A 26,329-nucleotide genomic window follows, 5' to 3' on the forward strand; every position below is an offset into this window, starting at 1 on the left:
TCCTTGGTCAGGAAGTCGAGGGCGGCTAGTTGTTGATAAGTTCTGCGGCAACCGCCGCCAGATCGTCAAAAATCAAAGTGCCTACCGGCAGGTTTTTCGCCTGGGTCTTTTCGCCTTTCCCGGTCTTAACCAAAACTGGCTGAGAGTCGACGGACTTGGCCGCCTCCAGGTCACCGAGGCTGTCGCCGACGAACCATATCCCAGCCAAGGGCACCTTGTAATGTTCTGCAATGGTTTTCAACATGCCAGGCTTGGGTTTGCGGCAATCGCAGCCCTCGTCCGGCCCGTGGGGGCAGTACACCACCAACCCCACCTCACCGCCCTGCTCGGCCACCAACGTGCGCAAGCGCGCGTGCATGGCGTCCAGGGTGGCGATGTCGTAATAGCCACGGGCGATGCCGGACTGGTTGGTGGCGATGGCCACCGTCCAGCCGGCTTTGCTTAACTGCGCGATGGCCTCGATTGAGCCGGGCAGTGGAATCCACTCCGCCACCGACTTGATGTAAGCGTCGGAGTCGTAATTGATTACTCCGTCCCGATCGAGAATCAGCAGTTTCAACATGATCAGCCCAGTACGGAAATGTCAGCGATGTTGATGAACAAGCCACGCAGACGCGCCAACATGGCGTAGCGGTTTTTCCGCACGTCGGCATCTTCGGCATTGATCATCACCGCTTCGAAGAACGCATCCACCGGCTCACGCAAGGTGGCCAGGCGCGCCAGTGCTTCGGCGTAGTTGCGCTCGGCGAGCAGCGGCTTCACCGCGTTTTCTGCCTTGGCGATGGCCGAGTTCAGCGAGAACTCCTTGGCATCGGCGAACAGGCCCGGGTCAACCTCAGCATTGCCGAGGTTGTCGGCCTTGCTCAGCAGGTTCGACACGCGCTTGTTCACGGCGGCCAGTGCATCGGCTTCCGGCAGCTTGCGGAAGGCCTGTACGGCCTGCACACGCTGATCGAAGTCCAGCGCCGAACCCGGCTGTAGGGCGCGTACCGACAGGTACACCGAAACGTCCACGCCTTCGTCTTCGTAACGCGCACGCAGGCGGTCGAACACGAATTCCAGCACTTGCTCGGCCAAACCGGCTTGCTTGACCTTGCCACCAAACTGGCCGACCGCAAACACCACGGCCTGGGTCAGGTCGAGGTCGAGTTTCTTGTCGATCAGGATGCGCAGCACGCCCAGGGCGGCACGGCGCAGGGCATACGGGTCTTTACTGCCGGTAGGCAGCATGCCGATGCCGAAGATACCCACGAGGGTGTCCAGCTTGTCGGCGATGGCCACGGCCGCACCGGTCAGGGTGGTCGGCAGTTCAGCACCGGCACCGCGCGGCATGTACTGCTCGTTCAGCGCCAGGGCCACATCGTCCGGCTCGCCGTCGTTGAGGGCGTAGTAGTAACCGGCAACACCTTGCATCTCCGGGAACTCGCCAACCATCTCGGTGGCCAGGTCGCACTTGGACAGCAGGCCTGCACGCGCAGACCAGGCGGCATCACCACCAATGCGCGGCGCGATGTAGGCGGCCAGCTTGGAAACACGTACGGCTTTGTCGTAGACGCTGCCGAGTTTTTCCTGGAACACCACGTTTTGCAGGCGCAGGTTGAAGTCTTCCAGCTTCTGCTTCTTGTCTTGCTTGAAGAAGAACTCGGCGTCGGTCAGGCGCGGGCGCACGACTTTCTCGTTACCGGCGATGATCTGCTGCGGGTCCTTGCTTTCGATGTTGGCCACGGTGATAAAGCGCGGCAGCAACTTGCCGTCCACGTCCAGCAGGCAGAAATACTTCTGGTTGTCCTGCATGGTGGTGATCAGGGCTTCTTGCGGCACATCGAGGAAACGCTCTTCGAACGAGCACACCAGCGGCACCGGCCATTCAACCAGTGCGGTCACTTCGTCAAGCAGGCTTGGCGGCACGATGGCAGTGCCTTCCTGCTGGCGAGCCAGCTCTTCGGTGCGCTTGCTGATCAGCTCACGACGCTCGTTGGCATCGGCCAGCACGTAAGCGGCGCGCAGGTCGGCGGCATAGTTGGCGGGCGAGGTGATACGCACCGCTTCTGGGTGATGGAAACGGTGGCCACGGGAATCACGGCCAGCCGTCTGGGCAAGGATCGTGCAGTCGATCACTTGGTCACCCAGCAGCATCACCAGCCATTGGGTTGGGCGTACGAACTCTTCCTTACGCGCACCCCAGCGCATGCGCTTAGGGATCGGCAGGTCGTTCAGGGAATCTTCAACGATGGTCGGCAACAGGCTCGCCGTCGGCTTACCGGTGATGACCTGGCTGAAACGCAGTTTCGGGCCGCTCTGGTCGATCTCGCTCAGCTCGACGCCGCACTTCTTGGCAAAACCCAAGGCTGCTTGAGTCGGGTTGCCTTGCGCATCGAAAGCGGCTTGGCGCGGCGGGCCGTCGAGGTTGATGCTGCGGTCCGGCTGCTGGGTTTCCAGCGCGGTCAGCAACACCGCCAGGCGACGTGGCGCGGCATAGACTTTCTTCGCCGCGAATTTCAAGCCGGCGCTGTGCAGGCCTTTTTCGATACCGGCCAGGAACGCGTCGGCCAGGGTGTTGAGTGCCTTGGGTGGCAGCTCTTCAGTGCCCAGTTCAACCAGGAAATCTTGAGCACTCATTGTGCAGCCTCCAGCTTAGCCAACACTTCATCACGCAAATCCGGGGTTGCCATCGGGAAGCCCAGCTTGGCGCGAGCCAGCAGGTAGGCTTGGGCGACGGAACGTGCCAGGGTGCGTACACGCAGGATGTATTGCTGGCGCGCGGTAACCGAGATGGCACGGCGAGCATCCAGCAGGTTGAAGGTATGGGACGCCTTCAACACCATTTCATAGCTTGGCAACGGCAGCGGCTGGTCGAGTTCGATCAGGCGCTTGGCTTCGCTTTCATAGAAGTCGAACAGTTCGAACAGCTTCTCGACGTTGGCGTGTTCGAAGTTGTAAGTCGATTGCTCCACTTCGTTCTGGTGGAACACATCGCCATACGTCACTTTGCCGAACGGGCCGTCAGCCCATACCAGGTCGTAGACCGAATCCACGCCTTGCAGGTACATGGCCAGGCGCTCGAGGCCGTAAGTGATCTCGCCGGTCACCGGGTAGCACTCGATGCCGCCCGCTTGCTGGAAGTAAGTGAACTGCGTCACTTCCATGCCGTTGAGCCAGACTTCCCAGCCCAGGCCCCAGGCGCCCAGCGTTGGCGACTCCCAGTTGTCTTCGACGAAACGGATGTCGTGCACCAGAGGGTCAAGGCCGACATGTTTCAGCGAGCCCAGGTACAGCTCCTGGAAGTTGTCCGGGTTCGGCTTCAGTACCACCTGGAACTGGTAGTAGTGCTGCAGACGGTTCGGGTTTTCGCCGTAGCGGCCGTCAGTCGGGCGACGACTGGGCTGCACATAAGCGGCGTTCCAGGTTTCCGGGCCGATGGCCCGCAGGAATGTTGCGGTGTGGAAAGTGCCGGCGCCTACTTCCATATCGTAGGGCTGAAGTACCACACAACCTTGCTCGGCCCAGTATTGCTGGAGGGCGAGGATCAAGTCTTGGAAGGTACGCACGGCTGGCGTAGGCTGGCTCACGAAATTCACCTGTTACTTGGGCTGCGATTTAAAGAGCGGGAGTATACCCGATTCGGCCCTGCCACCACTCCCTGGAGCCTTATGCCACGCTGCTTTTGGTGTTCTGAAGATCCGCTGTACATGGCTTATCACGATCAGGAGTGGGGAACGCCGCTGCGCGATGCGCAGGGTCTGTTCGAGTTGCTTTTGCTCGAAGGGTTCCAGGCGGGCCTGTCCTGGATCACTGTTTTACGCAAACGCGAACATTATCGAAAGGTCTTGTTCGGCTTTGATGCACCGCGTTTAGCCAAGCTGACCGATGCTGAAATTGAAGCACTGATGCTCGACCCGGGTATCGTACGCAATCGTCTGAAGCTCAATGCTACCCGCCGCAATGCCGCGGCCTGGCTGGCGCTGGAAGACCCGGTGGGCTTGCTCTGGTCGTTTGTCGGCGGCGTGCCCAAGGTCAATCACTTTACGGATCGCAGCCAGGTCCCGGCTATCACGCCAGAGGCCGAAGCCATGAGCCGTGCCTTGAAAAAAGCCGGTTTCACGTTCGTCGGGCCGACCATTTGCTACGCGTTCATGCAGGCCTCGGGGATGGTCATGGATCACACCCAGGACTGCGACCGTTACGCGGACTTGGCCAACGCCGGTTAGAATGGCGGCTTTGCGCACCACACACGATCAGGAGTGACCTGTGGAAAAGTTTAAAGGCGCCTTGCTGGTAGGCGCTCTTCGGTTGTTTGCCCTGTTGCCTTGGCGCGCTGTTCAAGCCGTCGGCACGGCGATTGGCTGGATCATGTGGAAAACCCCCAACCGCTCCCGCGAGACGGTGCGGATCAACCTCTCCAAGTGCTTCCCGGACATGGACCCGGCCGCGCGTGAGCGCCTGGTTGGCCAGAGCCTGATGGACATCGGCAAGTCCCTGACCGAAAGCGCCTGCGCCTGGATCTGGCCGGCCCAGCGCTCCATCGACCTGGTGCGTGAAGTCGAAGGCCTGGAAGTGCTGCATGAGGCCCTGGCCTCGGGCAAAGGCGTGGTCGGCATCACCAGCCACCTGGGCAACTGGGAAGTGTTGAACCACTTCTATTGCAACCAGTGCAAACCGATCATTTTCTACCGCCCGCCCAAGCTCAAGGCCGTGGACGACTTGCTGCGCAAACAGCGTGTGCAACTGGGCAACCGTGTAGCCGCGTCGACCAAGGAAGGCATTCTGAGTGTGATCAAGGAAGTGCGCAAAGGTGGCCAGGTGGGTATTCCTGCCGACCCGGAGCCGGCGGAATCGGCCGGTATCTTCGTGCCGTTTTTCGCCACCCAGGCACTGACCAGCAAGTTTGTGCCGAACATGCTCGCGGGCCATAAGGCCGTGGGCGTGTTCCTGCATGCGCTGCGGCTGCCGGACGGTTCGGGCTACAAAGTGATCCTCGAAGCGGCGCCGGAAGACATGTACAGCACCGACACAGCCACGTCCTGCGCGGCGATGAGCAAAGTGGTGGAGCGGTATGTCGGGGCTTATCCGAGCCAGTACATGTGGAGCATGAAGCGCTTCAAGAAACGCCCACCGGGTGAGGCGCGGTGGTACTGATATACGACTGACTTACGGTCGATGCAAAACCAATGTGGGAGCGGGCTTGCTCGCGAATGCGGTGTATCAGACACACATTAGGTGGCTGACACTATGCCTTCGCGAGCAAGCCCGCTCCCACATTTGGTTCCGATTAAGCCTGGCGGTCGAGTTTCTTCAGGAACACCGTCATCTCTTTTTCGGCCTGCTTGTCGCCATGGGCCTGGGCCGCTTCGATGCCCTTCTCCCAAGCGTTACGTGCTGCGGCGCTATCGCCCAACCCTTGCTGCGCCTTGCCCAACAACTTCCACGCCGCCGAATACTTCGGGTCAAACTCGACACACTTTTGCAAATGCTCTGCCGCCTTGGCGTTGTCCTTCACGTCCAGATAACCCTTGCCCAAGCCAAAGCGTAGCAACGAATTATCCACACCCTTGGCGAGCATTTTTTCCAGGGATTCGAGCATGGCTGTGTGTCCTTTAGCTAGGTAGGGCTTTCAATATCGTTATCGCGGGCAAGCCCACTCCCACAGTAGGAACGCGATCGCCTGTGGGAGCGGGCTTGCCCGCGATGACGGCGGCAGGCTCACCTGAATGTTTTGATCAGAAGAAGCTCAACCCCACGTGGAACAGCTTCTCCACATCGCGGATATGTTTCTTATCCACCAGAAACAGGATCACATGGTCACCCGTGGCGATCACGGTGTCGTCATGGGCGATGATCACCTCTTCGTCACGAATAATCGCACCAATGGTGGTGCCCGGCGGCAGGCCGATGTCGCGGATGGCCTTGCCAATCACCTTGCTCGATTTCGAATCGCCATGGGCAATCGCCTCGATGGCTTCCGCCGCGCCCCGGCGCAGGGAGTGCACGCTGACGATATCGCCACGGCGCACGTGGGTGAGTAAGGTGCCGATGGTCGCCAACTGCGGGCTGATGGCGATGTCGATATCACCGCCCTGGATCAGGTCGACATAGGCCGGGTTGTTGATGATGGTCATCACCTTCTTCGCCCCCAGCCGCTTGGCTAACAGCGAGGACATGATGTTGGCCTCGTCATCGTTGGTCAGGGCCAGGAAGATATCGGCGTCGGCGATGTTCTCTTCCATCAACAGGTCGCGGTCCGAGGCGCTGCCTTGCAGTACGACGGTGCTGTCCAGGGTGTCGGACAAATGCCGGCAACGTGCCGGGCTCATCTCGATGATCTTCACTTGGTAGCGGCTCTCGATGGCCTCGGCCAAACGCTCGCCGATTTGCCCACCGCCGGCGATGACGATGCGTTTGTAAGTCTCATCCAAACGGCGCATTTCGCTCATCACCGCGCGAATATTCGCTTTGGCGGCGATGAAAAACACTTCGTCGTCTGCTTCGATCACCGTATCGCCCTGAGGCAGGATCGGCCGGTCGCGACGGAAAATCGCCGCTACGCGGGTTTCCACATTCGGCATGTGTTCGCGCAGCTGGCGCAATTGCTGGCCCACCAGCGGGCCGCCGTAATAGGCTTTTACAGCGACCAATTGCGCCTTGCCTTCGGCGAAGTCGATCACCTGCAAGGCACCCGGAATTTCGATCAGGCGCTTGATGTAGTGGGTCACTACTTGCTCAGGGCTGATCAGCACGTCCACGGGAATCGCGTCGTTGTCGAAAAGCCCTGCACGGGTCAGGTAGGCCGCCTCACGGACGCGGGCGATCTTGGTCGGCGTGTGAAACAGGGTGTGAGCGACCTGGCAGGCGACCATGTTGGTCTCGTCGCTGTTGGTCACCGCCACCAGCATGTCGGCATCGTCGGCACCGGCCTGGCGCAGCACCGTCGGGAATGACGCGCGGCCTTGCACGGTGCGGATGTCCAGGCGGTCGCCGAGGTTACGCAGGCGCTCGGCATCAGTGTCGACCACGGTGATGTCGTTGGCTTCGCTGGCCAAATGTTCGGCCAGCGTGCCGCCAACCTGCCCTGCTCCAAGGATGATGATTTTCATCCGGTCACTCCCTTAAAACCATTAGCCGCGCGCGGCGGCAATCTTGATCAGTTTGGCGTAGTAGAAGCCATCGTGTCCGCCTTCCTGTGCGAGCAACTGGCGGCCGTGGGGCTGCTTGATGCCGGCTGCCGTGGCGAGGTCCAGTTCGCGCGCGCCGCTGGTGCGCGCGAGGAAGGCTTCGATCACCTCGGTGTTCTCGGTGGGCAAGGTGGAGCACGTGGCGTAGAGCAGGATGCCGCCCACTTCCAGGGTTGGCCACAGGGCGTCGAGCAGTTCGCCTTGCAGCACGGCCAGGGCGGCGATGTCGTCGGGTTGGCGGGTCAGCTTGATGTCCGGGTGGCGGCGGATGACGCCGGTGGCGGAACAGGGTGCATCGAGCAGGATGCGCTGGAAGGGTTTGCCGTCCCACCAGGTGGCGGTGTCGCGGCCATCGGCGGCGATCAGGTCGGCGCTCAGCCCCAGGCGCGCGAGGTTTTCGCGCACGCGCACCAGGCGCTTGGCTTCAAGGTCGACAGCAACCACACCGGCGAGGTCTTTTTCGACTTCCAGAATGTGACAGGTCTTACCGCCCGGTGCGCAGCAGGCATCAAGCACGCGCTGGCCGGGCGCCAGGTCGAGCAGGTCGGCGGCCAATTGCGCGGCTTCGTCCTGCACGCTGATCCAGCCTTCGGCAAAGCCCGGCAAGGCGCGCACGTCGGTGGCCGCTTCCAGCACGATGCCGTCGGGGCTGTACACGCACGGCGTGGCGTTGATGCCGGCGGCGGTGAGCAATTGCAGATAAGCGTCACGGCTGTGATGACGACGGTTGACCCGCAGGATCATCGGCGGATGCGCATTGTTGGCCGCGCAAATGGCTTCCCATTGCTCAGGCCAGAAGGCTTTCAGGGATTTTTGCAGCCAGCGCGGGTGAGCGGTGCGCACCACCGGGTCATGTTCCAGCTCGGCCAGCAGCGCTTCGCTCTCGCGCTGGGCGCGGCGCAGCACGGCGTTGAGCAGGGCCTTGGCCCAAGGCTTTTTGAGCTTGTCGGCGCAACCGACGGTTTCACCGATGGCGGCGTGGGCCGGCACGCGGGTGTAGAGCAACTGATAAAGACCGACCAGCAGCAGTGCTTCCACATCGGCATCCGCCGCTTTGAACGGCTTTTGCAGCAGCTTGGCCGCCAGCGCCGACAAGCGTGGCTGCCAGCGGGCAGTGCCAAAGGCCAGGTCCTGAGTGAAACCGCGATCGCGGTCTTCAACCTTATCCATCTGCGTGGGCAATGAGCTGTTCAACGAAGCCTTGCCGTTGAGCACGGCGGCGAGAGCCTTGGCGGCGGCCAGACGCGGGTTCATTGAGCGACCGCCCCGAGAACCGTGCCCAGGGCAAATTTCTCACGACGGCTGTTGAACAAATCGCTGAAATTAAGCGCTTTACCGCCGGGCAATTGCAGACGCGTCAGGTACAGCGCCTGTTCACCGCAGGCGACCAACAGGCCTTCTTTGCTGGCGCCGATGATTTCACCGGGGGCGCCCTTGCCTTCAGCCAAGGTGGCGGCCAGCACTTTCAACGCTTCGCCGTCGAGGGTGCTGTGGCAGATCGGCCACGGGTTGAAGGCGCGCACCAGGCGCTCCAGCTCTACGGCCGGGCGGCTCCAGTCGATGCGCGCTTCGTCTTTGTTGAGTTTGTGGGCGTAGGTGGCGAGGCTGTCGTCCTGCACTTCGCCTTCCAGGGTACCGGCAGCCAGGCCCGCGATGGCTTGGATTACGGCCGGCGGGCCCAGCTCGGCGAGACGGTCGTGCAAGCTGCCGCCGGTGTCTTGGGCGGTGATCGGGGTGGTGACTTTCAGCAGCATCGGGCCGGTGTCCAGGCCCGCCTCCATGCGCATCACGGTCACACCGCTTTCGCTGTCACCGGCTTGCACGGCGCGCTGGATCGGCGCCGCACCGCGCCAGCGTGGCAGCAGCGAAGCGTGGCTGTTGATGCAGCCCAGGCGTGGGATATCCAGCACGGCCTGGGGCAGGATCAAGCCATAGGCCACCACCACCAGCAGGTCCGGTGTCAGCGCCGCCATCTCCGCCTGAGCCTCGGCGTTACGCAGGGTCGGCGGTTGCAGCACGGGAATGTTGTGCTCCAGCGCCAACTGCTTGACCGGGCTCGGCATCAGTTTTTGCCCGCGACCGGCCGGGCGATCCGGCTGGGTGTACACCGCGACGATGTCATAAGGGCTGGCAAGCAGCGCCTTAAGGTGTTCGGCAGCAAATTCAGGAGTGCCGGCAAAAACAATGCGCAGTGGCTCGGTCATGGGAGGTCTCGGTTAAAAACAGTCACAAAAGAAAAAGGCTTGCCGCAGCAAGCCTTTGGAAGAAGGGCATCAAGCTTGCTGGCGATGCTTTTTTTCCAGCTTCTTCTTGATCCGGTCGCGTTTAAGCGTGGACAGGTAATCAACAAACAGCTTGCCGTTGAGGTGGTCGCATTCGTGCTGGATGCACACCGCCAGCAGGCCTTCAGCGATCAGCTCGTAGGGCTTGCCGTCACGGTCCAGCGCCTTGATCTTCACGCGCACCGGGCGTTCAACGTTCTCGTAGAACTCCGGCACCGACAGGCAGCCTTCCTGGTATTCGCCCATCTCATCGGTCAGCGGTTCGAACTCAGGGTTGATAAACACCCGCGGTTCGCTGCGATCTTCCGACAGGTCCATGACCACGACGCGCTGATGCACGTTGACCTGGGTCGCGGCGAGGCCGATGCCCGGGGCTTCATACATTGTTTCAAACATGTCATCGACCAACTGACGAACCTTGTCGTCCACTACGGCCACCGGTTTGGCGATCGTGCGCAGGCGCGAGTCGGGAAATTCGAGGATGTTCAAAATAGCCATAAGCGTAATTGCTGCACATGTGAGGTAGAGGCAAATCGGCGGTGGGATGGACCCAGGCAGCCGGTGTGAAAGGTTCGAAAGCCGCGAAGGCTATGGCATTTCACGCGAACGTACATAATAAAGGAGATTCACCCCATGAGGAAATCGCTACTCGTCTTGCTGTTGTGGGCGCCGCTCACCATGGCCATGATTCCACAGCCCGGCCAGCGCCTGGAACAGGCGACGCAACAGGCTATCCAGCACTTCTTACTGCACAACCGCATTCTCGATACGGCCCAGGACCTGGACAACGCGCCTTACATTGTCGCGGCCGACGCGGGTCGAGTGCTGGGCGCCAACGGCGAGCGTGTGTATGCACGAGGCGTCCTGGACCCGACCCAGCCACAGTATGGGATCTTTCGCCGTGGCAAGGCCTACACCGACCCCGACACCCAGGAACTGCTGGGCATCAACGCCGACGACATCGGCACCGCACGCTTTGTGATGGCGGGCGACCTCACCACCCTGGCGGTGCAACGGGTCACCCAGGAAGTACGTCCTGGCGATCGACTCCTGCGCGCCGAACCGCCCGCCGAGCCGGCCACCCTGAAACCTGCGCGGTTTGTCCAAGGGCACATCATCGACGTTCCCAAAGGCGTCACCCAGATAGGTGTGCTGGACGCCGTGACCTTGAACAAGGGCCGCCGCGATGGGTTGGTTGAAGGCCAATTGCTGGCCGTGATCAAAGCGGGCGCCAGTGTACGCGACACCCTTACCGGCGCTTCAACCCAACTCCCCGACGAGCGCGCCGGCACCCTGGTGGTGTTCCGCACCTATGAAAAGCTCAGTTATGGCCTGGTGCTAAGTGCCTCACGCGCCCTGGCCGTGAGGGACAGATTCGAGACTGCCCAACAAACACAATAAATAGGCTGCTAAATAAGTTACCAACAGAGTTATCCACAGCTTGTTCCGGTCAAGGATGATCAAATGTATCCGATAAACAGCAGTGAAATTTCCCCGTCAGAACTGGAAGCCCGACTACGCTTGCACAGGCTGCCAGAACTGGGCCCCAAGCGTTTTGGTGTATTGATCGAGGCGTTTGGGTCTGCTTCAAAGGCCATCAGCGCCCCGGCCAGTGCTTGGCGTTCCCTCGGGTTGCCGGCCATCAGCGCCGATGCCCGGTGTAGCCCTGTAATTCGTGACGGTGCCGCTCACGCTTTGGCGTGGTTGGAGCACCCGGCCCAGCATTTGCTGATGTGGGACCAGCCTGAGTACCCTGCCTTACTCGCCCAGATAGACGACGCGCCACCGTTGTTATTCGTCGCCGGCGACCCGAAAATCCTGGAAAAACCGCAGTTGGCCATGGTCGGCAGCCGCCGTGCTTCGCGCCCCGGCATGGACACTGCCGCCGCCTTTTCCCGCAGCCTGGCGAGTGCCGGTTTTGTCATCACCAGTGGCCTCGCGTTGGGCATAGATGGCGCGGCGCATCAGGCAGCCCTGGACGTTGGCGGCCAGACAATCGGTGTGCTCGGCACCGGGCTTGAAAAATTTTATCCACAGCGCCACCGAAAGCTCGCCGCCGCGATGATTGCCCAAGGCAGCGCGGTGGTTTCCGAGTTTCCGCTGGATGCTGCGCCCCAGGCCGCGAACTTCCCCCGGCGCAACCGGATCATCAGTGGCCTGTCACTGGGCGTGCTGGTGGTGGAAGCCAGCATGGCCAGCGGTTCGCTGATCACCGCGCGGTTGGCGGCTGAGCAAGGGCGTGAGGTGTATGCGATCCCGGGTTCCATCCATCATCCCGGCGCCAAGGGCTGTCACCAGTTGATCCGCGATGGCGCGACACTGGTGGAATCCATCGAGCATATTTTGGACGGGTTACGCGGCTGGCAGGCGCTGTCCCGTCCGGCACCGATGCCGGTCACTCATCCGCTGGTGGCGCTGCTGCACGCTGCGCCTCACACCAGTGAAGCCTTAGCCATTGCCAGTGGGCGACCTTTGTCCCAAGTGCTGGCGGCCCTCACCGAGCTTGAGCTCGAAGGCCAGGTGATCTGCGAAAGCGGGCGCTGGCTTGCGCGCTGCTAGGTTTTGTAACGAAGATCGGTAAACTGCGCAGAGCTTTAGTCCGGAGAGTGAGCAATGGTCAACAGGTGGCGTGTGCTGGAAACCGCACGAGAAATTCGCGCAGGCGCGGTGATCGCCTACCCGACCGAAGCGGTCTGGGGCCTTGGCTGCGACCCGTGGAATGAAGCAGCGGTGGACCGGCTGCTGGCGATCAAGAATCGGTCGGTGGACAAGGGGCTGATCCTGGTGGCGGACAATATCCGCCAGTTCGATTTTCTCTTTGAAGACTTCCCGGACACCTGGATCGAGCGCATGGCCAGCACCTGGCCTGGGCCAAATACCTGGCTGGTGCCGCATCAGGACTTGTTGCCTGAATGGGTCACCGGTGTGCATGACACGGTGGCGCTGCGGGTGAGTGATCATCCGCTGGTGCGGGATCTGTGCTCGCTGGTGGGGCCGCTGATTTCCACGTCTGCCAACCCGCAAGGCCGCCCGGCGGCGCGCACACGGCTTCGCGTGGAGCAGTATTTCCGTGGCCAGGTCGATCGGGTGTTGGGTGGCGCCTTGGGTGGGCGCAAGAACCCGAGCCTGATTCGCGATTTGGCGACGGGTGAGGTGGTGCGGCCTTCTTGAGACCGAGGCGCGGCCATCGCGGGCAAGCCCGGCTCCCACATTCGACTGCATTCCAACTGAAGGAACACAGTCAAAATGTGGGAGCGGGCTTGCCCGCGATGGGGCCCTTCAGATCAACAACTGTCTTAAGCCTTTATGGCAGGAGGATGGTCGACCCAGTCGTCCGCCGCCCCGACAACTCAGTCTGCGCCTTTGCCGCATCCGCCAGCGAAAACCGCTGGTTGATATCAATGCGCACCTTGCCGCTCTTGATCATCGAGAACAGGTCATCGGCCATCGCCTGCAGATCCTTCGGATTGCTGGCATAGGTCGCCAAGGTCGGCCGGGTGACATACAGCGAGCCCTTGGCCGCCAGAATTCCCAGGTTCACCCCATCCACCGCGCCCGATGCATTCCCGAAGCTCACCACCAGCCCACGTGGCGCTACGCTGTCCAGCGAGGTCAGCCAAGTGTCCTTGCCGACGCCGTCGTACACCACCGGCACCTTTTTGCCGTCGGTCAATTCCAGTACACGTTGTACGACGTTTTCCTTGCTGTAGTCGATGGTTTCCCAGGCGCCGAGGGATTTGGCCAGCGCGGCTTTTTCCGGCGAACTCACCGTGCCGATGAGCTTCACGCCCAAGTCCTTGGCCCATTGGCAGGCCAGCGAACCGACGCCACCAGCCGCGGCGTGGAACAGGATGGTTTCGCCGCCCTTCAATTCATAGGTCTGGCGCAGCAGGTACTGCACGGTCAGGCCCTTGAGCATCGCGCCGGCGGCTTGCTCGAAACTGATATCGTCCGGCAAGTGCACCAGATTGGCGGCGGGCAACACATGCAGCTCGCTGTAGGCACCCAGCGGGCCGCTGCCGTAGGCCACACGGTCGCCGACTTTGAATTGCGTGACCTCGCTGCCCACCGCGTCGACCACGCCGGCACCTTCGGCGCCCAAGCCCGATGGCAGCGCGGGCGGTGCATAAAGGCCACTGCGGAAATAAGTGTCGATGAAGTTCAGGCCAATGGCCTCGTTGCGCACACGAACCTGCTGCGGGCCAGGCTCTGCCGGCGTGTAGTCCACATACTCAAGTACTTCGGGGCCGCCATGGGCACGGAACTGGATACGTTTGGCCATCTGCACTTCTCCTGAGGTCGAATCGCGTAGCCCTCTATCCCACTCCTAAGCTTGACCTTCGTCAACTGCGGCGAAGCCGGGTGCGGTGGTATCCTGTGCGCCCATTTGCCGCCGACGCCCAATGGCCTCGCGTAGCTTTGCCCGATTCAAGGTGATGCCATGACTACCCGCACCGAGGCTGTTAAAGCCTACCTGCTAGACCTGCAAGACCGCATTTGCAGCGCCCTGGAAACCTTCGAGACGGACACTCGCTTTATCGAAGACGCCTGGACCCGGCCTGCCGGCGGCGGCGGTCGCACCCGTGTGATCGAAAACGGCACGGTCATCGAAAAAGGCGGCGTTAACTTTTCCCACGTATTCGGTAGCGGCCTCCCACCGTCCGCCAGTGCCCATCGCCCTGAGCTGGCCGGTCGCGGCTTCGAAGCCCTGGGCGTGTCGCTGGTGATCCACCCGCACAACCCGCATGTGCCGACGTCTCACGCCAATGTGCGCTTTTTCATCGCCGAAAAAGACGGCGAAGAACCGGTGTGGTGGTTCGGTGGCGGCTTCGACCTCACGCCCTACTACGCCAATGAAGAAGACTGCATCCACTGGCACCGCGTGGCCGAGCAGGCCTGCGCGCCGTTCGGGCCGCACGTGTACTCGCGCTACAAGGCGTGGTGCGACACCTACTTCCATATCAAGCACCGTAACGAACCGCGCGGCATCGGCGGCCTGTTCTTCGATGACTTGAACGAGTGGGACTTCGACACCTGCTTCGCCTTCATCCGCGCCATCGGCGATGCGTACATCGACGCCTACCTGCCGATCGTGCAGCGCCGCAAGGCCATGGCTTACACCGAACAGCAGCGTCAATTCCAAGAGTTCCGCCGTGGGCGCTATGTCGAGTTCAACCTCGTCTACGACCGTGGCACCCTGTTCGGCCTGCAATCGGGCGGGCGCACTGAGTCGATCCTGATGTCGCTGCCGCCGCAAGTACGCTGGAGTTACGACTGGAAGGCTGAGGCCGGCAGCGAAGAGGCGCGCCTCACCGATTACTTCCTGCAAGACCGCGACTGGCTTGGCCTCGCCACGCCCACGGCGGCTGTCTGATGGACCGTTATGTCGTGTTCGGCAACCCCATCGGCCACAGCAAGTCGCCGCTGATTCACCGCATGTTTGCCGAGCAGACGGGTGAGCAACTGGACTACAGCACCTTGCTCGCGCCGCTGGAAGATTTCACAGGCTGTGCCCGTGAGTTTTTTCAGCAAGGCCGTGGCGCCAACGTCACCGTGCCGTTCAAGGAAGACGCTTACCGTTTGGCCAACAGCCTGACCGAACGCGCCCTGCGCGCCGGGGCGGTGAATACCCTGAGCAAGCTGGCCGACGGCACGTTGCTGGGTGACAACACCGACGGCGCCGGCCTCGTGCGCGACCTGATGGTGAATGCCGGGTTGAGCCTGCAAGGCAAACGCATCCTGCTGCTGGGCGCCGGTGGCGCGGTACGCGGGGCGCTGGAGCCGTTGCTCGCCGAGCGGCCGGCGTCGCTGATCATCGCCAACCGCACGGTAGAAAAGGCCGAGTTGCTCGCCGAGCTGTTCGACGACCTGGGCCCGGTGTCGGCCAGCGGTTTCGACTGGCTGCGTGAGCCGGTGGACCTGATCATCAATGCCACGTCCGCCAGCCTGTCAGGCGATGTACCGCCGATTGCCGGCAGCCTGATCGAACCGGGTAAGACGTTCTGCTACGACATGATGTACGCCAAGGCGCCCACCGCGTTCTGCCGATGGGCTACAGAGCAAGGCGCAGCCGTGGCGATGGATGGTTTGGGCATGCTCGTGGAGCAGGCGGCGGAAGCGTTCTTCCTGTGGCGCGGTGTGCGCCCGGATTCGGCGCCGGTGTTGGCTGAGTTGCGCCGCCAGTTGGCCTGACACAAAGCCAATGTGGGCACGGTCAAAATGTGGGAGCTGGCTTGCCTGCGATTGGATCGCCTCGGTCTAACTGACTGACCGAGTCGTCTGCATCGCAGGCAAGCCAGCTCCCACAGTTTTAACTGCGTTCAGTCTTCGAAATGGAGGGGGCAGTTGTCGGGCCCTTCAAGTTTTTTTAACTCTTCCACCACCTGCGGCCGGGCCCTGCGCAACGTCAGGCTACGCCCCAACCCCTTAAGCCGCCGCGCCTCCTGATGCAGCATCTCCACCCCGGAATAGTCGATAAAGTTGATCTGCTGCGCCTCGATCACCACCCGCTCGCCCTGCAAGCTTTGCAGGCGCACTTGCAGGTAATGGCTGGCGCCAAAAAAGATCGAACCCCCCACCCGCAACACATCCTCGTCGCCATCACGCCACTGCTGCACGCGCGGCTGCGAGGTGCGCTTGAGGTAGAAAAACAGCGAGGCCAGCACCCCGGCGTAAATCGCTGTTTGCAGCTCCAGCAGCAAGGTGGCGACGCACGTCAGGCTCATCACCACAAACTCGGCGCGGCTCACGCGGAACAACGCGCGAATGCCACGATGATCCACCAAGCCCCAGCAAATCAGCAGGATGCTCGCCGCCATGCTGGGGATTGGAATGTGCGCGATCAACACCGCGCCGAACAGCGCGAACAACGCCACCCACAAGGCGGAAAACACGCCTGCTAAGGGTGAGCATGCGCCCGCTTCGTAGCTCAGGCCGGAGCGGGTAAAGGAACCGGCTGACAGGTAGCCGGAGAAAAATCCGCCGACGATATTGGATAAACCCTGCGCACGGACTTCCTGGTTGGCGTCGAGCAATTGCTGCGAACGCGCCGACAACGAGCGCGCAATCGACAGGCTGGTCACCAGCCCCAGCATGCCCACCGCCACGGCACTGGGCAGCAGGCGCAGGAGCATGTCCAGGTCCAGCGGCAATGGGCTGAACGGCGGCAGCTTGCCCACAAACGAACTGACCCGCGCCACATGCCCGAACATCGCCGGCCACAGCCACGCCACCAAGCTGCTCAACGCCAGGGCGATCAATAGCGTCGGCCAGCGTGGGACCCAGTACTTGAGCAACGCGCCCACCAGTAAGGTGCTCAAGCCTAGGACGAGGGAGGCATGGTCCCACTCGCCGCCGTGATCGATAAGCGCCAGCAAACTTTTGATTGCCGTGGCCTGGCTCGGCAAATCCAGCCCAAGCAGGTTGGGTAGCTGCCCCAAGGCAATCACCACGGCGGCGCCCAAGGTGAACCCAAGTACCACCGAATGGGAGACGAAATTCACCAGTGCGCCGAAGCGCAGCATCCCCAGCAGCCACTGGAAAACCCCGGCGAGAAAGGTCAGCAACAGGATCAACGTGATGTAGTCCTGAGACCCAGGCACGGCCAAGGGGCTGACGCTGGCGTAGAGCACGATGGAAATCGCCGCCGTCGGGCCGCAGATCAGGTGCCAGGAGGAACCCCAGAGGCAGGCGATCAATACCGGAATGATGGCGGCGTACAAGCCGTATTCAGGTGGGAGACCGGCGATCAGCGCGTAGGCAATCGACTGCGGCAGCGCGAGCACGGCGCCGCTGAGGCCGACCATCGCGTCCCGGCCGACGCTGGCGCGGGTTTGGCGTGGCAGCCAGGCGAGGAAGGGGAAGAGTGTATGGCGGTTGGGCCGGGGCATCGCAGACTCGGGTTGAAAGGTTTGAGCCAGGGTATCAGGCTGCTAATGATCGTTCCCACGCTCTGCGTGGGAATGCCGGTCCAGGGACGCTCCGCGTTCGCTCTTAAGGTCGTGACGCGGAGCGTCACAGGATGCATTCCCACGCGGAGCGTGGGAATGATCATTTCGGGGGTTAGAGCTTGGCTTTTACCGCCGCCAACGCATCCTGGCCATCCACGGTTTTTACGCCATCGAGCCACTTGTCCAGCACCGCCGGATTCGCCTTGATCCACGCCTTCGCCGCATCGGCATTGCTGACCTTTTTGTTGACCACCTCGGCCATGATGCTGTTCTCCATGTCCTGGGTGAAGCTCAGGTTGGTCAGCAGTTTCCCGACATTCGGGCAGGCCTGTGCATAACCCTTGCGGGTCAAGGTATACACGCTGCCGGTGTCGCCGAAGTACTTCTCGCCGCCCTTGAGGTAATGCATTTTCAACTGCACGTTCATCGGGTGCGGCGTCCAGCCTAGGAAGGTCACGAATTTCTGTTTCTTAACCGCCCGCGACACTTCGGCCAGCATCGCCTGTTCACTCGACTCGATCAGCTTCCATTGGCCGAGGTCGAAGTCGTTCTTCTTGATGATCTCCTGCAGCGAGATATTCGCCGGTGCGCCGGAGCCGATGCCGTAGATCTTCTTATCGAATTTGCCCGCGAATTTATTCAAGTCGGCAAAGTCATGCACACCGGCGTCCCACACGTAGTCCGGCACGGCGAGAGTGAACTCGGTGCCGTCGAGGTTTTTCGCCAGTTGCACCACGTCACCGTTAGCCACGAACTTGTCATAGAAGCCCTGCTGCGCCGGCATCCAGTTGCCCAGGAACACATCCACCTGGCCGTCCTTGAGCCCGCCAAACGTGATCGGCACCGCCAGGGTGTCGACCTTGGCCTTGTAGCCCATGCCGTTCAACAGAAAACCGGTGATGGCATTGGTGGCGGCGATATCGCTCCAGCCGGGGTCGGCCATCTTCACCGTGTCACAGCGGGTGTCCGCGTACACATTGGCGCTAGTCAGCACCAACATACCCAACACTGCAGTCAACTTTTGCATGGCCTTCCCTCTGTTTTATTAGTGTTGGCAGGGTTGTGGATAACGTGCCTTGCGCTCCAGGTCGTCGAGGTCGATATGGTTGCGCATGTATTGCTGACTGGCGTCCACCAGTGGCTGGTGATCCCAGCTCTTCAGCTTGCCTTGGGTCAGCGCCTCAAACACCAGGCGACGACGGCGTTGGCTGGCGAGCACCTGCTGGTGGATCGCCGGGATGTCCCATTTGGCCCGCGCCTCACTCAAAAACGCCTCGAACAGTGCTCGGTGTTCCGCTGACTGGCTGAGGTTCTCCCGCTCGTGCGGGTCGTTGTGTAGATCGAACAGTAGACAAGGGTCGTCTTCGCTGTAGATAAATTTGTACGCGCCACGGCGAATCATCATCAGTGGGCTGATGGTGCCTTCGGCCATGTATTCGCCGAACACTTCGTCGTGCCCGCCCAGCCCCTGCAAGTGCGGGACCAGTGAGCGGCCGTCCAGCGGCAAACGCGGGTCCAACTCGCCGCCGGCCAGTTCCACCAGGGTCGGCAACAGGTCGGCGGTGGACACGGCTTTGCTCACGCGGCCAGTGGCAAACTGCCCCGGCGCACTGACCAGCAGCGGCACGCGGGCGGCCATTTCAAACCAGTGCATTTTGTACCAGAGGCCGCGCTCGCCGAGCATGTCGCCGTGGTCGCCCGAGAAGATGATGATGGTGTCGTCGGCAAGGCCGGTGTCTTCCAGGGTTTGCAGGAGCTTGCCGACATTGCTGTCGATGTAGCTGCACGCGCCGAAATACGCGCGGCGCGCATCGCGGATCTTGTTCAGTGGCAGCGGTTTGTCCCACAGGTCGTAAACCTTCAGCAGGCGCTGGGAATGCGGGTCGAGGTCGGCCTGGGCTGGTGTCGTAGGCATTGGGATGTCGCTGTCGTCGTACAGGTCCCAGAACGGCTTGGGAATGGTGTACGGGTCGTGTGGGTGAGTCATCGACACGGTCAGGCAGAACGGCTGGTCGCCGTCTTCACGAATATGGTCGAACAGGTATTGCTGGGCCTTGAACACCACCTCTTCATCGAAATCCAGCTGGTTGGTGCGCACGCACGGCCCGGCTTGCAGCACCGAGGCCATGTTGTGGTACCAGGTGGGGCGCACGTCCGGCTCATCCCAGTTCACCGCCCAGCCATAGTCGGCGGGGTAGATGTCGCTGGTCAGGCGCTCCTCAAAGCCGTGCAATTGGTCTGGCCCGCAGAAATGCATCTTGCCCGACAGCGCGGTGCGGTAGCCGAGGCGGCGCAGGTAGTGGGCATAAGTCGGTACATCAGCGGGAAAATCCGCCGCGTTGTCGTAGGCGCCGATCTTGCTCGGCAACTGGCCGCTGACCAGGGTGAAGCGCGACGGCGCGCACAACGGGCTGTTGCAATAGGCGGCGTCGAACACCACGCCCTGCTCGGCGAGGCGGCTCAGGTTGGGCAACTTGATCGGAGAAGGTCCGTAGAACGGAAGCATCGGCGCGGCCATTTGATCGGCCATGATGAAAAGAATGTTCTTGCGCTTCATGAGTCTTCGGCATTCCATAGGCGGTGTTTATGCGAATCAGCATGCGGCCCATGGAAAATGGGGTAAAGCCCATGAAAAGCAATGTCTAGGATAAGCACAGCTTATGTATGAAGCCCTCGGCGATTTATCCCTCGACCTGCTGCGCGCTTTCGAGGCCGCGGCGCGCCACCGCAGCTTTACCGCTGCCGCGATGGACATGGGCACTACCCAACCGGCCATCAGCCAGCAGATCAAGCGCTTGGAAGAACAGCTTGGGCTGCGTTTGTTTGATCGGATCTACCGGGGCATCGAGCTGACCGACGCGGGCGCGCTGTTATTCGAGCACGTCCAGGGCGGCTTGCAGGCCATCAACCACGGCCTGAGCGTGATCACCCAGCAGGACCAGCATGAAGTGCTGCAAGTGGCCACCGACTTCGCCTTCGCCGCCTACTGGCTGATGCCGCGTCTGCACCGCTTCCACGCCGCCAACCCGCAAGTGGACGTCAGCCTGGTCACCAGCCAGCGCAACCACGCGACCTTGCGCAGCGATATCGATGTGGCGGTGCTGTTTGGCGACGGCCGCTTCAAGCAAGGCGACAGCCTGTGGCTGTTCAACGAGGAAGCGTTTCCGGTGTGCAGCCCGCAACTGCTCAAGGACCGCACCACGCCGCTGACCGTGCAGACGTTGCAGGACTACCCCTTGCTGCACCTGCGCCAGGAAAACAACAGCCAGTGGTTCGATTGGAACGGCATATTTCGCGAGCTGGGCATTACCACCGCACCCACACCCGGCCAGTTGCGCTTCGACAACTACACCCTGCTGATCCAGGCCGCCATTGCTGGCCAGGGCGTGGCCATCGGCTGGCGCCACCTGGTGGATAACTTGCTGGAACAGGAGTGGCTGTGCCGGCCGATCAGCGACACGGTGATCTCGCGCTTCGGTTACTACGTGGTGCAGCCGCAGCGCAAACGCAGGGGGCAATTGGTCGAGCGCTTTGTCGACTGGCTGGTGGCCGAGCAAGCCAGCAACGTGCAGTCGCTGACTGGGCTGGCCCTGCCGTCGATTGCGGTCTAGGATCGGCGCATATCGGATCCGGATTTCGCCATGCAACGTATCAAGGGCTACCACGCCCATATCTACTTCGACGCCAGCACCATCGACCAGGCGCGCAGGCTCTGCGAAGACGCGGCCAAGCTGTTTCCGCTGCGCATGGGCCGCGTGCATGAGCGCCCGGTGGGCCCGCACCCGGACTGGAGCTGCCAGCTGGCGTTCGAGCCGGAATACATCGGCGTGGTGTTGCCGTGGCTGGCCCTGCATCGCGACGGGCTGGTGGTGTTCCTGCACCCCGAGACCGGCGATGACTTGAAGGATCACACCGATTACGCGATCTGGATGGGGGCGATGCGCGAGCTGGATTTGTCTGTTTTTTAACCACTGCTGATAAAAATCCCATCCCCTTATGCAAAGGCGATGGGATTTTTTATGTTTAAACCCTATATGTGGGACTGATATTTATATATTGAGATATTGCCAGGCATAGGTTTATATTCGCCCATCTGCTTTTTTCAGCACCCACTCATTTCAGGTGAAGCGATGCAGGCGCAATTGATCGCGCTCGACTGGGGGACCAGCTCCCTTCGTGCTTATAAACTCGGCCCAGCCGGCAGGGTGCTCGAACAGCGCGCGCTGGGGTTCGGCATCATGCACCTGCCCAGCGAACCCCGGGAGATTGCTGGCGTGCGTTGCAGCGATGGCTTCGAGTTGGCGTTCGATGCAGCTTGCGGCGACTGGCTGGATGCCGAGCCCGGCCTACCGGTGATCGCCTGTGGCATGGTCGGCAGCGCCCAAGGCTGGAGCGAAGCGGCCTATCGCAATACGCCGGTTGATGTCGCCAGCCTCAGCCAGGCCCTGCACTCCGTACGCAGCCTGCGCGGTGTGGAGGTGCATATCGTGCCCGGCGTGATCGAACAGGTCGGCTTGCCCAACGTGATGCGCGGTGAAGAAACCCAGGTACTGGGCGTGCTGCAAGGTCTCGCTGCGCAGGTATTGATCGGCCTGCCCGGCAGCCATTCCAAATGGGTCGAGGTGGCGGATGGCTGCATCACACACTTTGACACCTTCATGACCGGCGAGCTGTTCGCGGTGCTGAGCAAGCACAGCATTCTGGGGCGTACGCAAAAGCCCTCCGAACACTTCCAGGCCGAGGCTTTTGATCGCGGCGTAAACGTGGCGCTCTCCAAAGACGGGCAGCGCGGCGTGCTCTCAACCGTGTTCAGCGCCCGCACCCTGGGGCTGACCGCCGAACTGGCCCCCGACCAGCAAGCGGATTACCTGTCCGGCCTGCTGATTGGCCATGAACTCGCCGGTTTGCCCGAGCACGCCAAACATAAACCCATCGTTCTGGTCGGTAACGCCCCGCTCTGCGCCCGCTACCAACGTGCCCTCGCCCTCTGCGGCTTCGCCCACGTCAGCCTGGCGCAAGAGGCCAGCGAACACGGCCTGTGGCAATTGGCAGTGGCCGCCGGGCTTACTCAACCTGTCTTGGAGGCCTGACATGCTCAAGCAAGCACTCGCACACAACGGTTTGATCGCAATCCTGCGCGGCGTACGGCCAGACGAAGCCGAGGCGATTGGCCAGGTGCTCTATCAGGCCGGCTTTCGCGTGATCGAAGTGCCGCTCAATTCGCCGGACCCTTACACCAGCATCCGCACCCTGCGCGACAGCCTGCCCGCCGATTGCCTGATCGGCGCAGGCACGGTGTTGACGCCTGCGCAGGTCGAGCAGGTCAAAGCCGCCGGCGGCAAAGTGATCGTCATGCCCCACAGCGATGCCAAGGTGCTGCGCGCAGCGAAAGCGGCGGGCTTGTACCTGTCGCCGGGTGTGGCCACGCCCACCGAAGCCTTCGCCGCACTGGCCGAAGGCGCCGACGTGTTGAAGCTGTTCCCGGCTGAGCAAATGGGCCCGGGTGTAATCAAGGCGTGGCTGGCGGTACTGCCGACGGGCACGTTGTTGCTGCCGGTGGGCGGTGTGACCCCGGACAACATGCAGGTGTATTTCGACGCGGGCGCCAAGGGCTTCGGCTTGGGTTCCGGGTTGTTCAAGCCGGGCATGTCCGTGGATCAAGTGGCGAGCAGTGCCCAGGCGTATGTCGCTGCCTGGAACGCGTTGAACTGATGCCCTGAATTGATTTCAAGCTTTGCGCCTTCGGCGCTGCATCGACAAGAGAGATAAGAAGATGAAAATCACTAAACTGACGACCTTCATCGTCCCGCCGCGCTGGTGCTTCCTTAAGGTCGAAACCGACCAAGGCGTGACCGGCTGGGGTGAGCCCGTAGTCGAGGGCCGCGCCCACACCGTGGCCGCTGCCGTCGAAGAACTTTCCGACTACCTGATCGGCAAAGACCCACGCAATATCGAAGACATCTGGACAGTGCTCTACCGCGGCGGCTTCTACCGTGGCGGCGCGGTGCACATGAGTGCCCTCGCCGGTATCGACCAGGCGCTGTGGGACATCAAGGGCAAGGCGCTGGGCGTCTCGGTCAGCGACCTGCTCGGCGGCCAAGTGCGCGACAAGATCCGCGTGTATTCGTGGATCGGCGGCGATCGGCCGGCCGACACTGCGCGTGCTGCCAAAGAGGCGGTGGCGCGTGGTTTTACCGCGGTGAAAATGAACGGCACCGAAGAACTGCAGTTCGTCGACAGCTTCGAAAAAGTCGACCTGGCCCTGGCCAACGTCGCCGCCGTACGCGATGCGGTGGGCCCTAACGTCGGCATCGGCGTCGACTTCCATGGCCGCGTGCACAAGCCCATGGCCAAGGTGCTGATGAAAGAGCTCGACCCGTACAAACTGATGTTTATCGAAGAGCCGGTGCTCAGCGAAAACTACGAAGCGCTCAAAGAACTGGCGCCGCTGACCAGCACGCCGATTGCCTTGGGCGAGCGGCTGTTCTCGCGCTGGGACTTCAAGCGCGTGCTCAGCGAAGGTTACGTCGACATCATCCAGCCGGACGCCTCCCACGCCGGAGGCATCACCGAAACCCGCAAGATCGCCAACATGGCCGAAGCCTACGACGTGGCCCTGGCCCTGCACTGCCCGCTCGGCCCGATTGCCCTGGCGGCGTGCCTGCAACTGGACGCGGTTTGTTACAACGCGTTTATCCAGGAGCAAAGCCTGGGCATTCACTACAACGAGAGCAACGACCTGCTCGACTACGTGCGCGACCCTGGCGTGTTCGACTATGACAAGGGCTTCGTGAAGATCCCCAACGGGCCAGGCTTGGGTATTGAGATCAACGAGGAATATGTGATCGAGCGTGCGGCCATCGGCCACCGCTGGCGCAACCCGATCTGGCGCCATGCCGATGGCAGCTTTGCCGAGTGGTAAGCCCCTCCTGAAGAAACACAGTCAATGTGGGAGCTGGCTTGCCTGCGATAGCGGTGGGCCAGCTTGTATCTCTGGCACAGGCACACCGCCATCGCAGGCAAGCCAGCTCCCACACTGACCGCCCCCGTCCTCAATAAACATAAGAAGAGGCACCCCCATGCAACCTGAGTCCTTCACCGGGCAGGCTTCTTTAGTCACGCCCAGCAGAAAGCGTTTCTTCATCATGGTGCTGCTGTTTATCACCGTGGTGATCAACTACCTCGACCGCAGCAACCTGTCGATTGCCGCCCCGGCATTGACCAGCGAGCTGGGCATCGACCCGGTGCACGTCGGGCTGATCTTCTCCGCCTTCGGCTGGACCTACGCCGCCATGCAGATCCCCGGCGGCTGGTTGGTGGATCGGGTGCCACCGCGCATTCTCTACACCGTCGCCCTGCTGTTGTGGTCGATTGCCACCGTGATGCTCGGGTTTGCCGCCAGCTTCATCGCGCTGTTTGTGCTGCGCATGGCGGTCGGCGCCTTGGAAGCACCGGCCTACCCGATCAACAGCCGTGTGGTCACCACTTGGTTTCCTGAGCGCGAGCGCGCCACGGCGATTGGCGTTTATACGTCGGGGCAGTTTGTCGGGCTGGCGTTTCTCACGCCGGTGTTGGCGTGGCTGCAGCACGCGTTTGGCTGGCACATGGTGTTTGTCGCCACCGGTGGCGTCGGCATTCTGTGGGCACTGGTGTGGTACGCGGTGTACCGCGAGCCGAAGGATTTCAAAGGTGCCAACGCCGCTGAAATCGAGCTGATCCGTGAAGGCGGTGGTTTGGTGGATATGCAGGCGCAAGCCACCAAGGCGCCGTTCAGTTGGGTCGACCTGGGCATCGTGCTGAGCAAGCGCAAGCTGTGGGGCATCTACCTGGGGCAGTTCTGCCTGAACTCCACGCTGTGGTTTTTCCTGACGTGGTTTCCGACCTACCTGGTGAAATATCGCGGGATGGACTTCATCAAGTCCGGCCTGCTGGCGTCGCTGCCCTTCCTGGCGGCGTTTGTGGGCGTGCTGTGTTCGGGGATTTTTTCTGACTGGCTGATTCGCCGGGGCGCATCGGTAGGCTTTGCGCGCAAGCTGCCGATCATTGCCGGGTTGCTGATTTCCACGGCGATCATTGGTGCCAACTATGTGGACTCAACGGCGTGGGTGATTGCGTTCCTTGCAGTGGCATTTTTCGGCAATGGCCTGGCGTCGATCACCTGGTCACTGGTGGCCACCCTGGCACCGGCGCGCCTGCTGGGGCTGACCGGTGGGGTGTTCAACTTTATCGGCAACCTGTCAGCAATAACCACGCCGATTGTGATTGGCTTTTTGGCCAGTGGTGATTCGTTCGCGCCGGCGATTACCTACATTGCGGTGCTGGCGTTGCTGGGGGCGCTGTCCTACGTGTTGCTCGTAGGCAAAGTCGAACGCATCGAACTGAATGAATAACCTGTGGCCAACTGGCCAGCCCGCTCGCCACAACAAGCCCGGCTGCCACAAAAGCACGGGCGTTAGTTGAGCACGCCGTCCAAAATCTCGTAGACGATGCCCGTGCCCACCGCGATCAACACCACGTCTGGCCCGGAGCGGCGCCATTCGTAACCTTGGTAAACCGGCAGGCGCGCCAGGGCGCGGTTGTCCAGGCGTTCGCCATAGTAACCACGTGGCAGTGGCTGGCCGCGCACCAGGCGTAGATTCGGTGGTGGCGGTGCACCACGGGAGAACTGGCCGTGGTTGTCGTGGATGATCTGCCGCACCGGGCCGAAGTCCTGAGGCGGGCCGCGGCGATTGTTCTGCGGGCCGCGATGGTCGTCGCCACGTTGCTCGTGTTGGCCTTGCGGGCCGCCACGGCCAGGGCCATCGCCATCACCGCGTTGGTCAGGGGGCGCGGCCTGCACCAAGGCACTCGCACCGAGCATCAGCACGCCGAGGCCAGCGATCAAGCTTTTAGGCATTTTCATGGGGTGTTTCCTCAGTACTTCACGAAC

26 protein-coding genes are annotated in these 26,329 nt (G+C 61.8%); 13 read left to right on the forward strand and 13 right to left on the reverse strand.

The features are described from left to right. Positions 1 to 25: 25 nt before the first annotated feature. From gmhB to glyQ, 3 genes are read right to left on the reverse strand one after another with little or no spacing between them, the layout of a single operon-like run. Positions 26 to 565, reverse strand: coding sequence for a D-glycero-beta-D-manno-heptose 1,7-bisphosphate 7-phosphatase (gene gmhB, locus GJU48_RS00060; RefSeq protein ID WP_176462906.1), 540 nt, complete (start codon positions 563 to 565; stop codon positions 26 to 28). Next, complete coding sequence (gene glyS / locus GJU48_RS00065; RefSeq protein ID WP_094949732.1) at positions 565 to 2,619, reverse strand: glycine--tRNA ligase subunit beta; 2,055 nt, start codon at positions 2,617 to 2,619, stop codon at positions 565 to 567. Before glyS ends, gmhB begins: the two co-directional genes overlap by 1 nt. After that, a complete protein-coding gene (gene glyQ, locus GJU48_RS00070; protein WP_003213601.1) occupies positions 2,616 to 3,569 on the reverse strand; it encodes a glycine--tRNA ligase subunit alpha in 954 nt (317 codons plus the stop codon). The genes glyS and glyQ overlap by 4 nt, the downstream gene beginning before the upstream one ends. 81 nt (positions 3,570 to 3,650) lie before the next feature. On the opposite strand from glyQ, the gene GJU48_RS00075 reads away from it, so the two are divergent. Together GJU48_RS00075 and GJU48_RS00080 are read left to right on the forward strand one after the other, a co-directional pair. Further along, a complete protein-coding gene (locus GJU48_RS00075) occupies positions 3,651 to 4,208 on the forward strand; it encodes a DNA-3-methyladenine glycosylase I (protein ID WP_094949731.1) in 558 nt (185 codons plus the stop codon). Positions 4,209 to 4,248: 40 nt separating this feature from the next. Next, a complete protein-coding gene (locus GJU48_RS00080) occupies positions 4,249 to 5,136 on the forward strand; it encodes a lysophospholipid acyltransferase (protein ID WP_094949730.1) in 888 nt (295 codons plus the stop codon). A gap of 133 nt (positions 5,137 to 5,269) precedes the next feature. On the opposite strand, the gene GJU48_RS00085 is transcribed toward GJU48_RS00080, so the two are convergent. The 5 genes from GJU48_RS00085 to def form a co-directional block, all read right to left on the reverse strand. After that, complete coding sequence (locus GJU48_RS00085) at positions 5,270 to 5,581, reverse strand: hypothetical protein (RefSeq protein WP_094949729.1); 312 nt, start codon at positions 5,579 to 5,581, stop codon at positions 5,270 to 5,272. A gap of 136 nt (positions 5,582 to 5,717) precedes the next feature. Beyond that, complete coding sequence (gene trkA, locus GJU48_RS00090) at positions 5,718 to 7,091, reverse strand: Trk system potassium transporter TrkA (RefSeq protein ID WP_094949728.1); 1,374 nt, start codon at positions 7,089 to 7,091, stop codon at positions 5,718 to 5,720. 21 nt (positions 7,092 to 7,112) lie between these two features. Further along, positions 7,113 to 8,423, reverse strand: a complete 1,311-nt coding sequence (gene rsmB, locus GJU48_RS00095) for a 16S rRNA (cytosine(967)-C(5))-methyltransferase RsmB (protein ID WP_094949727.1) — start codon at positions 8,421 to 8,423, stop codon at positions 7,113 to 7,115. After that, entirely contained in the window at positions 8,420 to 9,373 is a 954-nt protein-coding gene (gene fmt, locus GJU48_RS00100; protein ID WP_094949726.1) for a methionyl-tRNA formyltransferase, read from the reverse strand. The genes rsmB and fmt overlap by 4 nt, the downstream gene beginning before the upstream one ends. A 69-nt stretch (positions 9,374 to 9,442) precedes the next feature. Continuing rightward, positions 9,443 to 9,949: a peptide deformylase gene (gene def, locus GJU48_RS00105; protein WP_094949725.1), complete on the reverse strand. Its 507-nt coding sequence runs from the start codon at positions 9,947 to 9,949 to the stop codon at positions 9,443 to 9,445. Positions 9,950 to 10,084: 135 nt separating this feature from the next. Here def and GJU48_RS00110 point away from each other — a divergent pair, with 135 nt between their 5' ends. From GJU48_RS00110 to GJU48_RS00120, 3 genes are all read left to right on the forward strand, one after another. Then, positions 10,085 to 10,852, forward strand: a complete 768-nt coding sequence (locus GJU48_RS00110) for a peptidoglycan-binding protein (protein WP_094949724.1) — start codon at positions 10,085 to 10,087, stop codon at positions 10,850 to 10,852. 63 nt (positions 10,853 to 10,915) lie between these two features. Then, complete coding sequence (gene dprA, locus GJU48_RS00115) at positions 10,916 to 12,010, forward strand: DNA-processing protein DprA (RefSeq protein ID WP_094949723.1); 1,095 nt, start codon at positions 10,916 to 10,918, stop codon at positions 12,008 to 12,010. A 54-nt stretch (positions 12,011 to 12,064) separates the two neighbouring features. Next, positions 12,065 to 12,622, forward strand: a complete 558-nt coding sequence (locus GJU48_RS00120; protein WP_094949722.1) for an L-threonylcarbamoyladenylate synthase — start codon at positions 12,065 to 12,067, stop codon at positions 12,620 to 12,622. A 133-nt stretch (positions 12,623 to 12,755) separates the two neighbouring features. Here GJU48_RS00120 and GJU48_RS00125 read toward each other — a convergent pair whose 3' ends face one another. After that, positions 12,756 to 13,733 (reverse strand): quinone oxidoreductase family protein, encoded by a 978-nt coding sequence (locus GJU48_RS00125; RefSeq protein ID WP_094949721.1) that lies wholly within the window; start codon positions 13,731 to 13,733, stop codon positions 12,756 to 12,758. Between the two features lie 159 nt (positions 13,734 to 13,892). Between GJU48_RS00125 and hemF the strand changes: the two genes are divergently transcribed. After that, the gene (hemF, locus tag GJU48_RS00130; RefSeq protein WP_094949720.1) at positions 13,893 to 14,825 is read left to right on the forward strand and encodes an oxygen-dependent coproporphyrinogen oxidase; all 933 of its coding nucleotides are present in this window, start codon (positions 13,893 to 13,895) and stop codon (positions 14,823 to 14,825) included. Further along, the gene (gene aroE / locus GJU48_RS00135; RefSeq protein ID WP_094949719.1) at positions 14,825 to 15,643 is read left to right on the forward strand and encodes a shikimate dehydrogenase; all 819 of its coding nucleotides are present in this window, start codon (positions 14,825 to 14,827) and stop codon (positions 15,641 to 15,643) included. The genes hemF and aroE overlap by 1 nt, the downstream gene beginning before the upstream one ends. Before the next feature lie 128 nt (positions 15,644 to 15,771). On the opposite strand, the gene GJU48_RS00140 is transcribed toward aroE, so the two are convergent. The 3 genes from GJU48_RS00140 to betC form a co-directional block, all read right to left on the reverse strand. Continuing rightward, positions 15,772 to 17,340, reverse strand: a complete 1,569-nt coding sequence (locus GJU48_RS00140; RefSeq protein WP_094949718.1) for a SulP family inorganic anion transporter — start codon at positions 17,338 to 17,340, stop codon at positions 15,772 to 15,774. 172 nt (positions 17,341 to 17,512) lie between these two features. Then, a complete protein-coding gene (choX, locus tag GJU48_RS00145) occupies positions 17,513 to 18,427 on the reverse strand; it encodes a choline ABC transporter substrate-binding protein (protein WP_094949717.1) in 915 nt (304 codons plus the stop codon). A gap of 18 nt (positions 18,428 to 18,445) precedes the next feature. Continuing rightward, entirely contained in the window at positions 18,446 to 19,957 is a 1,512-nt protein-coding gene (gene betC, locus GJU48_RS00150; RefSeq protein WP_094949716.1) for a choline-sulfatase, read from the reverse strand. Positions 19,958 to 20,060: 103 nt separating this feature from the next. Here betC and GJU48_RS00155 point away from each other — a divergent pair, with 103 nt between their 5' ends. The 6 genes from GJU48_RS00155 to GJU48_RS00180 all read left to right on the forward strand — a co-directional run bounded on the left by GJU48_RS00155 (position 20,061) and on the right by GJU48_RS00180 (position 25,790). Continuing rightward, positions 20,061 to 21,011 carry a choline sulfate utilization transcriptional regulator gene (locus tag GJU48_RS00155; protein WP_094949715.1) on the forward strand — a complete coding sequence of 317 codons (951 nt, stop codon included), beginning with the start codon at positions 20,061 to 20,063 and terminating at the stop codon, positions 21,009 to 21,011. A 30-nt stretch (positions 21,012 to 21,041) separates the two neighbouring features. Then, positions 21,042 to 21,368 carry a DOPA 4,5-dioxygenase family protein gene (locus GJU48_RS00160; protein WP_094949714.1) on the forward strand — a complete coding sequence of 109 codons (327 nt, stop codon included), beginning with the start codon at positions 21,042 to 21,044 and terminating at the stop codon, positions 21,366 to 21,368. A 162-nt stretch (positions 21,369 to 21,530) separates the two neighbouring features. After that, positions 21,531 to 22,490 (forward strand): 2-dehydro-3-deoxygalactonokinase, encoded by a 960-nt coding sequence (locus GJU48_RS00165; protein WP_094949713.1) that lies wholly within the window; start codon positions 21,531 to 21,533, stop codon positions 22,488 to 22,490. Between the two features lies 1 nt (position 22,491). Then, entirely contained in the window at positions 22,492 to 23,112 is a 621-nt protein-coding gene (locus GJU48_RS00170; protein WP_094949712.1) for a 2-dehydro-3-deoxy-6-phosphogalactonate aldolase, read from the forward strand. Between the two features lie 61 nt (positions 23,113 to 23,173). Continuing rightward, on the forward strand, positions 23,174 to 24,322 hold the full coding sequence (gene dgoD / locus GJU48_RS00175) for a galactonate dehydratase (protein ID WP_017137927.1): 1,149 nt from the start codon (positions 23,174 to 23,176) through the stop codon (positions 24,320 to 24,322). A 157-nt stretch (positions 24,323 to 24,479) separates the two neighbouring features. Next, positions 24,480 to 25,790 (forward strand): MFS transporter, encoded by a 1,311-nt coding sequence (locus GJU48_RS00180; protein ID WP_094949711.1) that lies wholly within the window; start codon positions 24,480 to 24,482, stop codon positions 25,788 to 25,790. Positions 25,791 to 25,852: 62 nt separating this feature from the next. Here GJU48_RS00180 and GJU48_RS00185 read toward each other — a convergent pair whose 3' ends face one another. Beyond that, entirely contained in the window at positions 25,853 to 26,302 is a 450-nt protein-coding gene (locus GJU48_RS00185) for an anti-virulence regulator CigR family protein (protein ID WP_094949710.1), read from the reverse strand. Between the last annotated feature and the right edge of the window lie 27 nt (positions 26,303 to 26,329).

Source organism: Pseudomonas sp. IB20, assembly GCF_009707325.1.
Lineage (GTDB): Bacteria > Pseudomonadota > Gammaproteobacteria > Pseudomonadales > Pseudomonadaceae > Aquipseudomonas.

Excerpts from the sequence above, each read along its gene's own strand:
- betC (WP_094949716.1), bottom strand. The coding sequence starts at position 19,957 with ATGAAGCGCAAGAACATTCTTTTCATCATGGCCGATCAAATGGCCGCG.
- hemF (WP_094949720.1), top strand. The coding sequence starts at position 13,893 with ATGACTACCCGCACCGAGGCTGTTAAAGCCTACCTGCTAGACCTGCAA.
- rsmB (WP_094949727.1), bottom strand. The coding sequence starts at position 8,423 with ATGAACCCGCGTCTGGCCGCCGCCAAGGCTCTCGCCGCCGTGCTCAAC.
- def (WP_094949725.1), bottom strand. The coding sequence starts at position 9,949 with ATGGCTATTTTGAACATCCTCGAATTTCCCGACTCGCGCCTGCGCACG.
- dgoD (WP_017137927.1), top strand. The coding sequence starts at position 23,174 with ATGAAAATCACTAAACTGACGACCTTCATCGTCCCGCCGCGCTGGTGC.
- GJU48_RS00165 (WP_094949713.1), top strand. The coding sequence starts at position 21,531 with ATGCAGGCGCAATTGATCGCGCTCGACTGGGGGACCAGCTCCCTTCGT.
- GJU48_RS00140 (WP_094949718.1), bottom strand. The coding sequence starts at position 17,340 with ATGCCCCGGCCCAACCGCCATACACTCTTCCCCTTCCTCGCCTGGCTG.
- GJU48_RS00125 (WP_094949721.1), bottom strand. The coding sequence starts at position 13,733 with ATGGCCAAACGTATCCAGTTCCGTGCCCATGGCGGCCCCGAAGTACTT.
- trkA (WP_094949728.1), bottom strand. The coding sequence starts at position 7,091 with ATGAAAATCATCATCCTTGGAGCAGGGCAGGTTGGCGGCACGCTGGCC.
- GJU48_RS00170 (WP_094949712.1), top strand. The coding sequence starts at position 22,492 with ATGCTCAAGCAAGCACTCGCACACAACGGTTTGATCGCAATCCTGCGC.
- GJU48_RS00185 (WP_094949710.1), bottom strand. The coding sequence starts at position 26,302 with ATGAAAATGCCTAAAAGCTTGATCGCTGGCCTCGGCGTGCTGATGCTC.
- glyS (WP_094949732.1), bottom strand. The coding sequence starts at position 2,619 with ATGAGTGCTCAAGATTTCCTGGTTGAACTGGGCACTGAAGAGCTGCCA.
- fmt (WP_094949726.1), bottom strand. The coding sequence starts at position 9,373 with ATGACCGAGCCACTGCGCATTGTTTTTGCCGGCACTCCTGAATTTGCT.
- choX (WP_094949717.1), bottom strand. The coding sequence starts at position 18,427 with ATGCAAAAGTTGACTGCAGTGTTGGGTATGTTGGTGCTGACTAGCGCC.
- GJU48_RS00110 (WP_094949724.1), top strand. The coding sequence starts at position 10,085 with ATGAGGAAATCGCTACTCGTCTTGCTGTTGTGGGCGCCGCTCACCATG.
- GJU48_RS00180 (WP_094949711.1), top strand. The coding sequence starts at position 24,480 with ATGCAACCTGAGTCCTTCACCGGGCAGGCTTCTTTAGTCACGCCCAGC.
- GJU48_RS00075 (WP_094949731.1), top strand. The coding sequence starts at position 3,651 with ATGCCACGCTGCTTTTGGTGTTCTGAAGATCCGCTGTACATGGCTTAT.
- GJU48_RS00085 (WP_094949729.1), bottom strand. The coding sequence starts at position 5,581 with ATGCTCGAATCCCTGGAAAAAATGCTCGCCAAGGGTGTGGATAATTCG.
- dprA (WP_094949723.1), top strand. The coding sequence starts at position 10,916 with ATGTATCCGATAAACAGCAGTGAAATTTCCCCGTCAGAACTGGAAGCC.
- GJU48_RS00160 (WP_094949714.1), top strand. The coding sequence starts at position 21,042 with ATGCAACGTATCAAGGGCTACCACGCCCATATCTACTTCGACGCCAGC.
- aroE (WP_094949719.1), top strand. The coding sequence starts at position 14,825 with ATGGACCGTTATGTCGTGTTCGGCAACCCCATCGGCCACAGCAAGTCG.
- GJU48_RS00155 (WP_094949715.1), top strand. The coding sequence starts at position 20,061 with ATGTATGAAGCCCTCGGCGATTTATCCCTCGACCTGCTGCGCGCTTTC.
- GJU48_RS00120 (WP_094949722.1), top strand. The coding sequence starts at position 12,065 with ATGGTCAACAGGTGGCGTGTGCTGGAAACCGCACGAGAAATTCGCGCA.